Origin of the sequence: Mycobacterium mantenii (assembly GCF_010731775.1) — a bacterium.
Lineage (GTDB): Bacteria > Actinomycetota > Actinomycetes > Mycobacteriales > Mycobacteriaceae > Mycobacterium > Mycobacterium mantenii.
In genome coordinates this window covers 3,719,070-3,732,584 of sequence record NZ_AP022590.1, presented here as the reverse complement: position 1 = coordinate 3,732,584, position 13,515 = coordinate 3,719,070, and the positions used below count along the sequence as shown (strand labels likewise).

The 13,515-nt window shown below is 66.0% G+C and carries 13 protein-coding genes; 7 read left to right on the top strand and 6 right to left on the bottom strand.

Features of this window, described 5'->3' with window-relative positions; all coding sequences use genetic code 11:
* Window positions 1–5: 5 nt before the first annotated feature.
* Complete coding sequence (locus G6N50_RS16835; RefSeq protein ID WP_083094997.1) at window positions 6–1,745, bottom strand: cytochrome c biogenesis protein DipZ; 1,740 nt, start codon at window positions 1,743–1,745, stop codon at window positions 6–8.
* A gap of 121 nt (window positions 1,746–1,866) precedes the next feature.
* On the opposite strand from G6N50_RS16835, the gene G6N50_RS16830 reads away from it, so the two are divergent.
* From G6N50_RS16830 to G6N50_RS16820, 3 genes are all read left to right on the top strand, one after another.
* Window positions 1,867–2,553, top strand: coding sequence for a TetR family transcriptional regulator (locus G6N50_RS16830; RefSeq protein ID WP_142275534.1), 687 nt, complete (start codon window positions 1,867–1,869; stop codon window positions 2,551–2,553).
* 66 nt (window positions 2,554–2,619) lie between these two features.
* On the top strand, window positions 2,620–3,168 hold the full coding sequence (locus G6N50_RS16825; RefSeq protein WP_083094999.1) for an MmpS family transport accessory protein: 549 nt from the start codon (window positions 2,620–2,622) through the stop codon (window positions 3,166–3,168).
* Complete coding sequence (locus tag G6N50_RS16820) at window positions 3,165–6,095, top strand: MMPL/RND family transporter (RefSeq protein WP_083095000.1); 2,931 nt, start codon at window positions 3,165–3,167, stop codon at window positions 6,093–6,095. The genes G6N50_RS16825 and G6N50_RS16820 overlap by 4 nt, the downstream gene beginning before the upstream one ends.
* A gap of 91 nt (window positions 6,096–6,186) precedes the next feature.
* Here the strand turns inward: G6N50_RS16820 and G6N50_RS16815 are convergent, their stop codons facing one another.
* The 5 genes from G6N50_RS16815 to G6N50_RS16795 form a co-directional block, all read right to left on the bottom strand.
* The gene (locus G6N50_RS16815; protein ID WP_232068767.1) at window positions 6,187–6,540 is read right to left on the bottom strand and encodes a hypothetical protein; all 354 of its coding nucleotides are present in this window, start codon (window positions 6,538–6,540) and stop codon (window positions 6,187–6,189) included.
* 96 nt (window positions 6,541–6,636) lie between these two features.
* Window positions 6,637–7,089 (bottom strand): DUF5078 domain-containing protein, encoded by a 453-nt coding sequence (locus G6N50_RS16810; protein ID WP_083095001.1) that lies wholly within the window; start codon window positions 7,087–7,089, stop codon window positions 6,637–6,639.
* Window positions 7,090–7,168: 79 nt separating this feature from the next.
* Window positions 7,169–8,080, bottom strand: coding sequence for a crotonase/enoyl-CoA hydratase family protein (locus tag G6N50_RS16805; RefSeq protein ID WP_083095002.1), 912 nt, complete (start codon window positions 8,078–8,080; stop codon window positions 7,169–7,171).
* A 7-nt stretch (window positions 8,081–8,087) separates the two neighbouring features.
* Window positions 8,088–8,399: a hypothetical protein gene (locus tag G6N50_RS16800; RefSeq protein WP_083095003.1), complete on the bottom strand. Its 312-nt coding sequence runs from the start codon at window positions 8,397–8,399 to the stop codon at window positions 8,088–8,090.
* Window positions 8,400–8,409: 10 nt separating this feature from the next.
* On the bottom strand, window positions 8,410–10,452 hold the full coding sequence (locus G6N50_RS16795) for a prolyl oligopeptidase family serine peptidase (RefSeq protein WP_083095004.1): 2,043 nt from the start codon (window positions 10,450–10,452) through the stop codon (window positions 8,410–8,412).
* Window positions 10,453–10,528: 76 nt separating this feature from the next.
* On the opposite strand from G6N50_RS16795, the gene exaC reads away from it, so the two are divergent.
* From exaC to G6N50_RS16775, 4 genes are read left to right on the top strand one after another with little or no spacing between them, the layout of a single operon-like run.
* Complete coding sequence (exaC, locus tag G6N50_RS16790; protein ID WP_083095005.1) at window positions 10,529–12,052, top strand: acetaldehyde dehydrogenase ExaC; 1,524 nt, start codon at window positions 10,529–10,531, stop codon at window positions 12,050–12,052.
* A gap of 56 nt (window positions 12,053–12,108) precedes the next feature.
* Window positions 12,109–12,597 carry a DUF779 domain-containing protein gene (locus G6N50_RS16785; protein ID WP_083095006.1) on the top strand — a complete coding sequence of 163 codons (489 nt, stop codon included), beginning with the start codon at window positions 12,109–12,111 and terminating at the stop codon, window positions 12,595–12,597.
* Window positions 12,598–12,616: 19 nt separating this feature from the next.
* Window positions 12,617–12,895, top strand: coding sequence for a putative holin (locus G6N50_RS16780; protein WP_179970023.1), 279 nt, complete (start codon window positions 12,617–12,619; stop codon window positions 12,893–12,895).
* Window positions 12,888–13,490: a hypothetical protein gene (locus G6N50_RS16775; RefSeq protein ID WP_179970022.1), complete on the top strand. Its 603-nt coding sequence runs from the start codon at window positions 12,888–12,890 to the stop codon at window positions 13,488–13,490. Before G6N50_RS16780 ends, G6N50_RS16775 begins: the two co-directional genes overlap by 8 nt.
* The last annotated feature ends 25 nt before the right edge of the window (window positions 13,491–13,515 follow it).

Here is a 13,515-nt window from a genome sequence, read left to right as displayed (position 1 = left end):
GGCGCCTAGCCGAACGTGAACGAGAACACCTGCAGGCCCTTGCTAACCCCCATGTCCAGCTGATCGCGGTGCGCGGAGTCGTCGGCGACGATCCGGTGCAGCGTGGGCGCTCCGCCGATCGGCGTCGTGGTGGTCTTGCCGTCGCGGGTCACGGTGAGGGTGCCGGTGCCGCCGACGACGGCGTAGACGTCTTTCGCGGTGTAGTTCAGCCGAACGGCGGAGTCGTCGCCGTCCGCCGTCGCCCCCTGGTCGTCCAGGGTCCAGCGGCCGCGCAGGGCGAACTTGCCGTCGGTCAGGTTCGGCGGGAAGCTCAACGTGGCGGCGCCCTCCTTATAATCCCCGCCGCCGCCGTAGTTTCCGGACTTGCCGACACCCAGGTAGGTCTCGGGCGTGAGCTTGGTCTGCGGCGTCATGTCGGGCGAGTTCGTCGGCGGGGGCAGCTGGACGCCGGGGTGGGCGTCGACCAGAAGCTTGCGGATCAGCTTCTCGGTTCCGTCGTAATCGCTCTCACCGAACTTGGTATGGCGCACTTGCCCATTCGCGTCGATCAGGTACTCGGCCGGCCAGTAGAGGTTCTGAAAGTTGTTCCACGTCGCGTAGTCGTTGTCCAGTGCGATCGGATAGGTGATGTGCAGGTCGGCGGCGCCGCTGGCCACGTTGGCGGGCACCCGCTCGAACGCGTACTCGGGCGTGTGCACCCCGACAACGAGGAACCCGCTGTCGCGATACCGGTTGTACCAATCGATTACGTGCGGGATGGCGCGCTGACAGTTGATGCACGAATAGGCCCAGAAGTCGATCAGGATCACCTTGCCGCGCACCGACGCCGGGTCCAGCGGTTTGCCGTCCGGGGTGTTGAGCCATCCGGTGACGCCCGTCAGCGCGGGGGCCGGTCCGCACTGTTGCAGGTCGGAAGAGCCGCTGGAGCAGTCGCTCAACGCCCCGTCGACGGTGGTGCTGGGCGGGCTCAGCTGCAGCCCGCTGCCGTGGTTGGGCTGCTGGGTGGGGGCCGGGCCCAGGTTGCGCTGAATGTCGTTGGCCCCCAGCTTGTTCTGCATTGCCGTCGTGTAATCCGGGACGGCACGCTGCAGCATCGCGGGCAAGTTGAACACCAGCGCCACGGCCAGCACGATCATCGCGATCCCACCGGAGATCTGTATGGCGCGCTGCCGACGGCGGAATGCGGCCACCCGTTCGGCCACGCGCCGCCCGGCCAGCGCGAAGGCCAGCAGCGGAAGCGCGTTGCCGATGGCGAACGTCGCGGTCAGCACGAGCGCGCCGGGGCCGATCGACGAGGTCCCGCCGGCCACCACGATGGCCGCCAGCACCGGCCCCGCGCACGGCACATACAGCGCGCCCAACGTCAGCCCCAGACCGAAACCATCTGTGCCCGAGCCGATTTGGCGCTGCGGGAAATACGCGAACGGCCGCTCGATCAGGTGTTGCATCGGTGGGAAGATCAATCCCAGCCCGATCAGGATCAACACCACCAGCGCGGCCCACCGGATCGCGTCCTGCGGCAGGTGCAGCGCCGTCAGCAGCGCCGAGCCGATCAAAGTGGCCAGGCTGAAGCTGCACACCAGGCCCGCGATCACCAGGTACGGTCGCGCCGCGGAACTCACGCTGCGCCTGCGGGCTCCGGTGCCCATGCCGGACAGCAGGATCACCGGAAGCACCGGCAGGATGCATGGCGAGATGCCGGTGATCAGCCCGCCGAGAAACCCGATCAGGGCGATGGTTTGCACGGGCTACTCGGAGGGGCTCGATGGGCACCGGACGATGAGCATGGCTACACCTTTACCTGTTTCGGGGTCGGAGAGTGACCCGCCACAAATCATGTGACGTGCGTTATACAAATCACGCAACGTGCGTTACGCTCAGCCGGTGGCGCAACTAACATTCCAGCGCGCCCGCACTGAGGAAAAAAAGCGCCAACGTGCGGAGGCCCTCGTGGAGGCCGCACGCTCGTTGGCGATAGAGGCCGGCGTCGCGTCGGTCACCCTGACGGCGGTCGCCAGCCGCGCCGGAATTCACTACTCGGCGGTGCGCCGCTACTTCACCTCGCACAAGGAAGTTCTGCTGCACCTGTCCGCCGAGGGCTGGGTGCGATGGTCGAATACCGTGTCGGAGAAGCTGGCCGAACCCGGCGCGAAGTCGCCCTCGCGCATCGCCGAGACGCTCGCCGAGGCCCTGGCCGACGACCCGTTGTTCTGCGACCTGCTGGCCAACCTGCATCTGCACCTGGAACACGAGGTGGATGCGGAACGGGTCATCGAGGTCAAGCGGATCAGCACCGCGGCCACGGTCTCGCTCGCGGATTCCATCGAGAGTGCGCTGCCCGAGCTCGGGCGGTCGGGGTCGCTCGACATCCTGCTGGCGGCGTACTCGCTGGCGGCCACGCTCTGGCAGGTCGCCAACCCCCCGGAGCGTCTCACCGACGTCTATGCCGAGGAGCCCGAAGTGGTTCCGCCGGAGTGGAATCTGGACTTCGCGTCCGCGCTCACCCGCCTGCTGACGGCCACGTGCATCGGCCTCATCGCGCAATCCTCATGAACTCAGGAAGGGGGCCGGAGCGCTGTGGCTTGGCGAACTGTAACCGGTGAAAGACTTGAAGGGCCCATGACGACGACTGAGCCAAGGACCGAGCCACTAATGAAGCAGGGCTCCGCGGGCAGCGAGGGCGACAAGGTCGCCCCGCAGCGTGCTAGGAAAAAGGGGCTTCTGGGGCGTTTTTGGCTGGTGCTCACGATCGCAGCTGTCGTCGCGGTCTCGGGATTCGTCGTATACCGATTGCACGGGGTCTTCGGCGTTCACAAAGGTTCGTTCGGTGGTGGCACCTCGGGCGAGGTCCTCGATGAGTTCAACGCCAAGACGATCACGCTCGAAGTCTGGGGGCCACCGGGCAGCACGGCAACCATCAACTACCTCGACGAGAACTCCCATCCGCAGCAGGCCCTCAACGTGCCCTTGCCCTGGAGCAAAGTATTGAGTTCAACGAAACCCGGCATCCCGGCAAACCTGGTGGCGCAAGGAGACGGCAGTTGGATCGCCTGCCAGTTCGTGGTGAACAAGCACGACGGGAGCGGTGACGTCATCAAGACTCCGAACCGCTCAGATCCCAGCCAAACCGTGAACGCCTTCGTCTACTGCCTGGACAAGTCCGCATGAGCGAGCCGAGCGAGGCTCCGCCGCGCGTGGATCAGCCGCTGATCCCGCCGTTCCTGCCGCGAATGATCCATAAGCTGGCCCTGCCGATCGTCCTGGTGTGGTTGGGCATCGTGTTCGTCACCAACACCGTGGCCCCGCAGCTGGAGGTCGTCTCCAAAACCCACGCGGTGTCGATGAGTCCGACTGACGCGGCATCCTTCCAGTCGATGATGAAGGTCGGGTCGACGTTCAAAGAGTTCAACTCTGACAACTCGGCCATGATCTTGCTGGAGGGCGACAAGCCGCTCGGGGCGGAGGCTCATCGCTATTACGACGAGATCGTCAGGCGCATCGAGCAAGACAAGAAACACGTTCAGCACGTTCAGGATTTCTGGAGCGATCCGCTGACAGCGGCGGGTTCCCAGAGCCACGATCAAAAGGCCGCGTACGTCCAGGTCTACCTCGCCGGCAACATGGGCAGCGGGCTGGCGAACGAGTCTGCCGCGGCCGTCCGCAAGATTGTGGACTCGGTGCCCGCGCCGCCGGGAATCAAAGCCTATGTCACCGGGGCGGGTCCGCTGTTTGCCGATCAGTCCCACGCGGGTGAGAAGGGCGTAGCGAAGGTCACTCTCATCACTTTTTTGGTGATCGTGGTGATGCTGCTGTTCGTGTACCGGTCGGTGAGCATAGTTCTGATCATGCTGGTCATGGTCTTCATCGAGTTGGCAGCGGCCCGCGGTGTCGTCGCGACGCTCGGCAACTACGGCGTCATGGGGCTGTCGACCTTCGCCAACAACATGCTGGTGCTGCTGGCGATCGCCGCCGGGACGGACTACGCGATCTTCGTGGTCGGCCGTTACCACGAAGCCCGCGGTTTGGGCGAGTCGCGCGAAAAAGCGTTCTACACCATGTTCCACAGCACCGCGCATGTCGTGCTCGGGTCGGGATTGACCATCGCCGGCGCGATGTACTGCCTGAGCTTCTGCCGGCTGCCGTACTTCCAGTCGCTGGGGGTGCCCTGTGCGGTCGGCATGCTGGTCGCGGTGTTGGCGGCTTTGACGCTGGGCCCGGCGGTGCTGACGGTGGCTTCGTTCTTCAAGCTCATGGATCCGAAGCGCGTGCTGCAGACCCGGGGCTGGCGTCGCATGGGCACCGTGGTCGTTCGCTGGCCCGCACCGGTACTCGCGGTGACCATCGGGGTTGCGCTGGTTGGTCTGCTAGCCCTGCCCGGTTACAAGACGGACTACGACAACCGCCACTTCCTGCCGGCGGACACCCCGGCCAATGTCGGTTATGCCGCCGCGGACCGGCACTTCGACCAGGCTCGGCTCAATCCTGAGCTGTTGATGATCGAGACCGATCACGACCTGCGTAACCCGGCCGATTTCCTGGTCCTGGACAAGGTCGCCAAGGCGGTCTTCCACATCCCCGGTATCGGCCGGGTGCAGACCATCACCCGGCCGTTGGGCACGCCGCTCGACCACAGCACCCTCGGTTTTCAGATGGGTGCGCAGGCCGCAGGGCGGATTCAGACCCAGCACTATCAGGACGAGCAGGCGGCGAACCTGCTCAAGCAGGCGGACGAGCTGCATAAGACGATGGCGACCCTGCATGAGCAGATGCAGGTCACCCAGGACCTCAGCAACACCACGCACGAAACCACCAGGCTCACCAAAGAAACCGTGAAGATCACCGAGGCATTGCGCGACGACATCGCCAACTTCGACGACTTCTTGCGGCCGATTCGTAGTTACTTCTACTGGGAGAAGCACTGCTACGACATTCCGGTGTGCTGGGCACTCCGGTCGGTCTTCAATGCACTCGACGGCATCGACCAGGTGGCTGAGAACATCGTGAACCTCAGCGCGAACCTGGACAAGCTGGATCGGATCCAGCCGAAGTTGGTGGCGCTGATACCGCCGCAGATCGAGAGCCAGCAGCGCAATCTCGACACCATCATGTCGAACTACGCGACCACCATGGGTCTCAACGAACAGGCGAGAGCGCAGTCTGACAACGCCACCGCCCAGGGCGATGCCTTCGACAAAGCGAAGAACGACGACACGTTCTACCTTCCGCCGGAGGCGTTCAAGAGCCCGGATTTCGCCCGGGGTCTCAAACAGTTCATCTCGCCCGACGGGCACGCCGTCCGGCTGATCATCTCCCATGAAGGCGACCCGGCGAGTCCTGAAGGCATCAAACACATCGAACCGATCAAGCAGGCCGTGCACGAGGCGATCAAGGGCACCCCTTGGGAGGGCGCCAAGGTCTACCTCGGCGGCACCGCCGCGACGTACAAGGACATGCACGACGGCTCCGACATCGACCTGATGATCGCCGGAATTTCCGCGGCCACACTCATTTTCGTCATCATGCTGATCATCACGCGAAGCGTCGTGGCGGCCGTCGTGATCGTCGGGACGGTGTTGTTGTCGCTGGGCGCCTCGTTCGGACTCTCCGTGCTCTTATGGCAGTACATCCTGGGCGTGAAGTTGCACTGGATGGTGCTGGCGATGGCGGTCATCCTGCTGCTGGCGGTCGGCTCCGACTACAACCTGCTGCTGATATCGCGGTTCAAGGAGGAAATCCACGCCGGGCTCAAAACCGGGACGATCCGCGCGATGGCCGGTTCGGGCTCGGTGGTGACCTCCGCCGGTCTGGTGTTCGCCGCCACCATGGCCACGTTCATGTTCAGCCCGCTGCTGGTGATGGCCCAGGTGGGTACGACGATCGCGCTGGGTCTGCTGTTCGACACCTTGATCGTGCGGTCGTTCATGACGCCGTCGCTGGCCACCTTGCTCGGGCGCTGGTTCTGGTGGCCGCAGCACGTGCGTCCACGGCCGGCCAGCACCATGCTGCGACCGTACGGACCGCGTCCGGCCGTGCGCCAGCTGATCCTCAACGACGTCGACGAGCACCCACCGGGCGGAGTGGTACAACCGCGCTGATCCTATGAGGCGCTTGAGTGTCGAGATTCGCACTGGCGTGGAGAACTGCGACTCGAGCCCGAGGCCAACACCGAACGGCCACGACTCCGAACTACTGACGGAGGTCGGTCACGCTTAAGGCGTGACTCAGCTTGTGTACCGGTCTGCCGCAGGTCAGGCAGTAGGCACGCGGGGTGGACCTGATCCGGTCAAGCTGCCGCAGCACCTCGGTCTGCAGGTCGCGCAGGCAGCCGGTGCATAGGATGCCGACGGAATTGCCGAGCGGGTCCAGGGAGGGCTGATTGCAGCCGTCCACGGCGTGCCGGTGCACGACGTGGGTGGCGCGGCTGGTGCAACCGGCGTCGGATTGGCAGGTGACTTCATGCCAATCGAGCGTCGCCAGGATGCCCGCGAATTTGTTGCGGTGGGCCTCGCCCCGAAATGACTCAGCGCCTGTGCTGTGCATGGCACAACTATCCCGCGGGGAGGCGCGGCGGACCATCCGGTTAACGGATGATTGGGATGTCCCCCGATCGGGGGACGGCGGTTGAAGGCGTGCGGCTTATGCCCAGTTCCACACCGACATGTCGCCGGCCGGGTACGTGTTGCAGATGTCGGTGGCTTTGGCCACCACGCCCTTGTTGTTCCAGAAGATCTTCATGTGGTTGGGCCAGGCCACCCACAGCGGATCGGAGACGGGCGCATAGAAGTTCTCGGAGTAGTTCCGGCGGTCCTGCGGCGACAGCGAGTAGAACCAGTGCGCCTTGTCGATGGTCGCCTGCTGGACGTTCGGGTGGTTGTTGAAGTCGATCATGTAGCGCTGGTAGTACACCGGGCTGGTGTCCCGGGAGGCCGCCAGGATCTGCTCGGCGTCGCACGTCGTATTGATCATCCGGCGGGGGATCGGAAAGTCCTCCGTGGAATCGGCCCCCGCGGTCGACGGAAAGATCGCAGCGGTGATACCCAGAGCAAGAAATGCGGCGCCTGCACGCAGGCCAGTACTCAGCCGAGACATAGTTGTTACGGTAACACTTTTTGGCTGGCCGGGGACAGTTCCCAGCTCACTGCCAGGATTTCGCTAGTCCATCTCAGTATCAGTCGCGATCAGGGACGATGACGTGCGTAGGATCGGGCCGCAACTCCGGCGGGGCCTGGCTGTAGTCGCCGAACGGGCCGTCGCGGCGCTCGACGGCTGCCCGCACGCCCTGGGTTTGCGCGGTGTCGATGAAGGCCAGCGCGTCGGGGGTGTTGCGCATCAGGCCGTCGAGGATGCCGCCCAGCGTCTGGGTGGACGCCAGCCCCATGTTCTCGTAGGCCTGGTTGACGATCAGCTTCTGCGCCTGCAGCTGCGACAGGGGGATTTGCGCCAGCTCGGCGGCGATCTCGGCGACGCGCGCCTCGAGCCGTTCGAACGGCACCGCCTCGTTGATCAGCTCGATCTCGGCGGCCTGCGCGCCGGTCAGCGGCCGGCCGGTCAGCGAGTGCCACTTCGCCTTGGCCAGGCTCAGCCGGTAGAGCCACATGCCGGTCAGATATGCCCCCCACATCCTGCTGTAGGGCGTGCCGATCACGGCGTCTTCGCTGGCGATGACGAGGTCCGCGCAGAGCGCGTAGTCGCTGGCTCCGCCCACGCACCAGCCGTGCACCTGGGCGATCACCGGCTTGGACGCCCGCCAGATGGCCATGAACTTACTTGTGGGGCCGGTCGCGCGGGCACTGACCATCGCGAAGTCCTTGCCCGGGTCCCACTTGCCGTCGGTCATCATGGCGTCGCCCCAGTGCTGGAACCCGCCGCCGAAGTCGTAACCCCCGGAGAAGGCGCGGCCCGCGCCGCGCAGCACGATGACCTTGATCGCCGCGTCGCGCTCGGCCAGGCCGATGGCCGCCTCGATCTCGTCGGGCATCGGCGGCACGATGGTGTTGAGCTGCTCGGGGCGGTTCAGCGTGATGGTGGCGACCGGGCCGGCCGTCGTGTAGAGCAGCGTCTCGAAGTCGCTCGTCGGCATGGCTTCCTTACGGGTCGGGCTCGCGGTTTTCCGGCGAGGATGCGTAGATGCGCCCGTTGATCTTCAGATAAGGCGTGGTGAGGTAGGCCGAGAAGGCGACGATGGCGGAAAAGACCGCCGCCGAGAGGACGCCGTTCGGCCAGAGCTGGCCGGTCCCGAACGCAAAGCAGACGATGCCGACGATCGCGGTCGCCCAGTAGAACCGGCGCCCGGCGCGACGGTGCTTGATAAACCTATAGCGCGCCTGGGCCGCCGAGACCAGGATGAAGATCAATCCCGTCGCCAGCAGCGTGAGTTCGATGCGTTGGATCGCTGACACGCTGATGATCTTAGGGGCGGGTGAGCATCTGCCACAGGAACGAATAGGTCAGCGCCGACTTGAATGCGACCTGCTCGTTGTCGGCCGCGCCGGCGTGCCCGCCCTCGATGTTCTCGTAGTAGAAGACCGGATGACCGGCGGCCTCCAGTGCCGCGGTCATCTTGCGGGCGTGACCCGGATGCACCCGGTCATCGCGGGTCGACGTCGTCATCAGCACCGGCGGATAGTGGCGCGTCGCCGAAACGTTTTGGTACGGCGAGTATTCGGAGATGAACGCCCAATCCTTCGGGTTGTCCGGGTCGCCGTATTCGGCCATCCAGGAGGCGCCCGCCAGCAGCAGGTGATAGCGCTTCATGTCCAGCAGCGGCACGCTGCACACCAGGGCGCCGAATCTGTCCGGGTACTTGGTCAACATGATGCCCATCAGCAGGCCGCCGTTGCTGCCGCCCTGCGCGCCGAGCTGGTCGACGGTGGTGATGCCGCGCTCCACCAAATCGGTTGCCACGGCGGCGAAGTCCTCGGCCACCTTGTGCCGGCCCTCGCGCATCGCCTGGGTGTGCCAGGCCGGGCCGTACTCGCCGCCGCCGCGGATGTTGGCCAGGACGTAGGTGCCGCCGCGGGCCAGCCACAGCCGGCCCAGCACGCCGCTGTAGCCCGGGGTGTTCGACGATTCGAAGCCGCCGTAGCCGTAGAGCAGGGTGGGTGCCGGGCCCTCGGACCCGTGCGGGCCGCCGGGCCGCACCACGAAATAGGGGATCGGCGTACCGTCCTGCGAGGCGACGAAATGCTGTGTCACAGAGATGTTTTCGGCATCGAAGAAGGCCGGCGCGGACTTGATCTGTTCGAGTTGCCCGCCGTCGGTTCCGCGCATCAGCCGCGACGGAGAGTCGAATCCGCTGGAATCCAGGAAGAATTCGTCGCCGGTGTCGTCGGCGGAAACGACGACGGTGTTGGTCGCGGCCGGAATACCGGGGACGGGCTCACGCCGCCAGCTGCCGGGCGTGACGATCTCTACGCGGCTGGCCACGTCGGCCAGTGAGACGATCAGCAGCCGGTCCTTGGTCCACGCGTAATGGTTGAGGGCCGTGTGCGCGTCGGGCTCGAAGACGACCTGCAATTGCGCTGTGCCGGCGAGGAATTCTTCATAGTTGGCGGCCAGCAGCGACCCGGCGGTATAGCTGGCGTTGCCCAATAACCAGTCGCTGCGCAACTCGATTAACAGCCACTCGCGGTGCAGGCTCACGCTGGCGTCGGTGGGCGTGTCGATGCGAATGAGTTCCGGGCCGCGCAGTTCGTAGACCTCTTCGTTCCAGAAGTCCAAAGCCCGGCCGATCAGGGTGCGCTCGTAGCCGGGGATCCGGCTGGTGCTTGCCACCACGTTCACGTCCGAACGTGCCCCCTCGAAGACCGTTTCGGCGTCGGCGAGGGGGGTGCCGCGGCGCCACCGCTTGACCACCCGAGGGTAGCCGGAATCGGTGAGCGAGTCGGCGCCGAAGTCCGTGCCGACCAGCACGGTGTCCGGGTCGTCCCAGCTGACCTGCGACTTGGCTTCCGGAAGCTCAAACCCGTCGTCGACGAATTCCCGCGTCAGCATGTCGAATTCACGCACGATGGAGGCGTCGGAGCCGCCGCGGGACAGGCTGACCAGCGCGCGGGTGTATTCGGGGTAGATGACGGCGGCGCCGGCCCACACCCATTTCTCGCCGTCGTCCCGGCCCAACTCGTCGACGTCGATCAGCACATCCCACTCGGGAGACTCGGTGCGGTAGCTGTCCAGCGTGGTGCGCCGCCACAGCCCGCGCGGGTTGGCCGCGTCGCGCCAGAAGTTGTAGAGGTACTCGCCGCGGCGGACCACATACGGGATGCGGGCGTCGGTGTCGAGCACTTCGAGTGCCTCGGCGCGCATCCGCTCGAAATTCTCGTCGCGGAAGCGCGCCAGCGTCGGCTCGTTACGCGTCCGCACCCAATCCAGCGCCTCGTCACCGGTGACGTCCTCGAGCCACAGGTACGGATCTTCGTTGTCGTGCGGGGCGGCGTGAGCTTGCGACGTCATAGAAGCCATAGAAATCCATTGTGGCTCCGGCGGTAGTGTGAGGTGAATTACACAGCCGAACGAGGGGTGAGAGCAGATGACTGTTTTCGCACGTCCGGGTTCCGCCGGGGCATTGATGTCGTATGAATCCCGCTACGAGAACTTCATCGGCGGGCAGTGGGTTGCGCCGGCCAAGGGACGCTACTTCGAGAACCCGACCCCGGTCACCGGCCAGACGTTCTGCGAGGTGGCCCGCTCCGACGAGGCCGACATCGAGAAGGCACTCGACGCCGCGCACGCGGCCGCTCCCGGGTGGGGCAAGACGGCGCCGGCCGAGCGGGCGGCGATCCTGAACAAGATCGCGGACCGCATCGAGGAGCACACCGCCGCGCTGGCGGTGGCCGAGGTCTGGGATAACGGCAAGCCGATCCGCGAGGCGCTGGCCGCCGACATTCCGTTGGCCGCCGACCACTTCCGGTATTTCGCCGGGGCGCTGCGGGCGCAGGAGGGCTCGCTGTCGCAGATCGACGAGGACACCGTGGCCTACCACTTCCACGAGCCGCTCGGCGTGGTCGGGCAGATCATCCCGTGGAACTTCCCGATCCTGATGGGCGCGTGGAAACTGGCGCCCGCGCTGGCAGCCGGCAACGCCGTGGTGCTCAAACCCGCAGAGCAGACACCGGTTTCGGTGCTCTACCTGATGTCGCTGATCGGCGATCTGCTGCCGCCCGGGGTGGTCAACGTCGTCAACGGATTCGGCGCCGAGGCAGGCAAGCCGCTGGCGTCGAGCAACCGGATCGCCAAGATCGCGTTCACCGGCGAGACCACCACCGGGCGATTGATCATGCAATACGCGTCGCAGAACCTGATCCCGGTCACCCTGGAACTCGGGGGCAAGAGTCCCAACATCTTCTTCTCCGACGTGATGGCCAAGGCCGACGACTATCAGGACAAAGCGCTGGAGGGCTTCACCATGTTCGCCCTCAACCAGGGCGAGGTGTGCACGTGCCCGTCGCGCAGCCTGGTCCAGGCCGACATCTACGACGAGTTCCTCGAGCTGGCCGCGATCCGCACCAAGGCGGTCCGCCAGGGCGACCCGCTGGACAGCGAGACCATGCTGGGCTCGCAGGCATCCAACGACCAGCTGGAAAAGGTGTTGTCCTACATCGAAATCGGAAAGGACGAGGGCGCCAAGATCATTACCGGCGGCGAACGCGCCGAGCTCGGCGGCGACCTGTCCGGCGGCTACTACATGCAGCCGACGATTTTCGGCGGCAACAACAAGATGCGGGTCTTTCAGGAGGAGATCTTCGGGCCGGTGGTGACGGTGACGTCGTTCGCCGATTACGACGACGCGATCTCGATCGCCAACGACACCCTCTACGGCCTGGGCGCCGGGGTGTGGAGCCGCGACGGCAACACCGCGTATCGGGCCGGGCGCGACATCCAGGCCGGCCGGGTGTGGGTGAACTGCTATCACGTCTATCCCGCGCACGCGGCATTCGGCGGCTACAAGCAGTCCGGCATCGGCCGGGAGAACCACAAGATGATGCTCGATCACTATCAGCAGACCAAGAACCTGATGGTGTCCTACTCCGAGAAGGCGCAAGGGTTCTTCTGATGCGCCGGCGACGATAGACGGAGCGGAGCGATCGAAAAAGGGAGAGGAGTGGCGCGATGGGTCTCCCGCCAGCCGGGGTGGTGATCACGGCCGGTGCCGCCGAACTGCTGGCGCGCCTGCAGGACCGCCACGGCCCGGTGATGTTCCACCAGTCCGGCGGCTGCTGCGACGGGTCGTCGCCGATGTGTTACCCGCTGGGCGACTTTCTGGTCGGCGACCGCGACGTCTTGCTCGGCGTCCTCGACGTCGGGACAGGCGGGGTACCGGTGTGGATTTCGGGTCCGCAGTACACGGCCCACTATCGCGACAAGCACACCCAACTGGTCATCGACGTGGTGCCGGGCCGCGGCGGCGGGTTCAGCCTGGAGGCGCCCGACGGGGTGCGGTTCCTGTCCCGCGGGCGGGGCTTTACCGACGAAGAACGGGCCGCGCTGGCCGCCGCGGCGGTGATCACCGGCGCCGATTACGAACGCGGCGAACGGCCCCAGGCGCGGGGTCCGGTGGTGGCCGACGCGGCCTCGGCGACATGCCCCACGCGCCGGTAGCCGCAGTACAGTCGGGGAAGTGATCCCTCTTCCGCGTCCCTGGTTGTTGGCCAGCGCCATGTTGATCGGCAGTGCGGTCGGACTTCTGGCGGGTGTGGCGTGCACCGTGGCTATCCACGCCAGCGTCCGCCCGGGCATCGCGATCGCGTTGGGGGTCGGCATCCTCAGCGTGGTCGGGCTGACGACGATCCTGCTCTCCGGACGCCGCTGGGTCACCATGCTGGGCGCGTTCCTGCTGTCGGTGGCGCCGGGCTGGTTCGGCATGCTGGTCGCGTTGCGGGTGACCGCTGGTGCCTGACGACAAGGCGCCTGACCACAAGGACGCCTCGAACCCCGGCACCGAGGCCTTCGTGCCGGACTTCTCGGATGGCGACGACGACTCCGAGCACACCGGCACCCAGTCATGGGTCCCCGATTTCGATGACGACACCGGCGAGCACCCCGTCGCGACCGAGCCCGGGCCTTCCACCGCGACCGCGGACGTCGAGGCGACGACGCCCACGCCGGACGCCGACGAAGAGCCGCCCGAACCCGTCGGCCCGGTGCAACCGATCAACGTGCCCGGCCGTTACCTCTACCTCAAGTGGTGGAAGCTGGCGTTGGTGCTCCTCGGCGTATGGGCGGTGGCGGCCGTGATCGGGCTGGGCCTGTTCTATTGGTGGTACCACTCGGCCGACAAGACTCCGGCGCTGTTCGTGGTCCTGGTCTACGTGGTGGCGTGCATCGTCGGCGCGGTGATGCTGGCGATGACCCAGGGCAGGCCGCTGGTTTCGGCGCTCTCGGTGGCGGTGATGTCCGGGCCGTTCGCGGCGCTGGTCGCCGCGGCGCCCCTGTACGGCTACTACCACTGCGAGCGAGTGGGGCACTGTCTGGTCGGCGTCATTCCGTACTGACGCCTCGCCCGGGCGGCCACCAGGG

Coding starts and splice junctions, on each gene's coding strand:
- G6N50_RS16785 (WP_083095006.1), top strand. CDS start 12,109: ATGGGTCTCCCGCCAGCCGGGGTGGTGATCACGGCCGGTGCCGCCGAA.
- G6N50_RS16815 (WP_232068767.1), bottom strand. CDS start 6,540: ATGCACAGCACAGGCGCTGAGTCATTTCGGGGCGAGGCCCACCGCAAC.
- G6N50_RS16810 (WP_083095001.1), bottom strand. CDS start 7,089: ATGTCTCGGCTGAGTACTGGCCTGCGTGCAGGCGCCGCATTTCTTGCT.
- exaC (WP_083095005.1), top strand. CDS start 10,529: ATGACTGTTTTCGCACGTCCGGGTTCCGCCGGGGCATTGATGTCGTAT.
- G6N50_RS16820 (WP_083095000.1), top strand. CDS start 3,165: ATGAGCGAGCCGAGCGAGGCTCCGCCGCGCGTGGATCAGCCGCTGATC.
- G6N50_RS16825 (WP_083094999.1), top strand. CDS start 2,620: ATGACGACGACTGAGCCAAGGACCGAGCCACTAATGAAGCAGGGCTCC.
- G6N50_RS16805 (WP_083095002.1), bottom strand. CDS start 8,080: ATGCCGACGAGCGACTTCGAGACGCTGCTCTACACGACGGCCGGCCCG.
- G6N50_RS16795 (WP_083095004.1), bottom strand. CDS start 10,452: ATGACGTCGCAAGCTCACGCCGCCCCGCACGACAACGAAGATCCGTAC.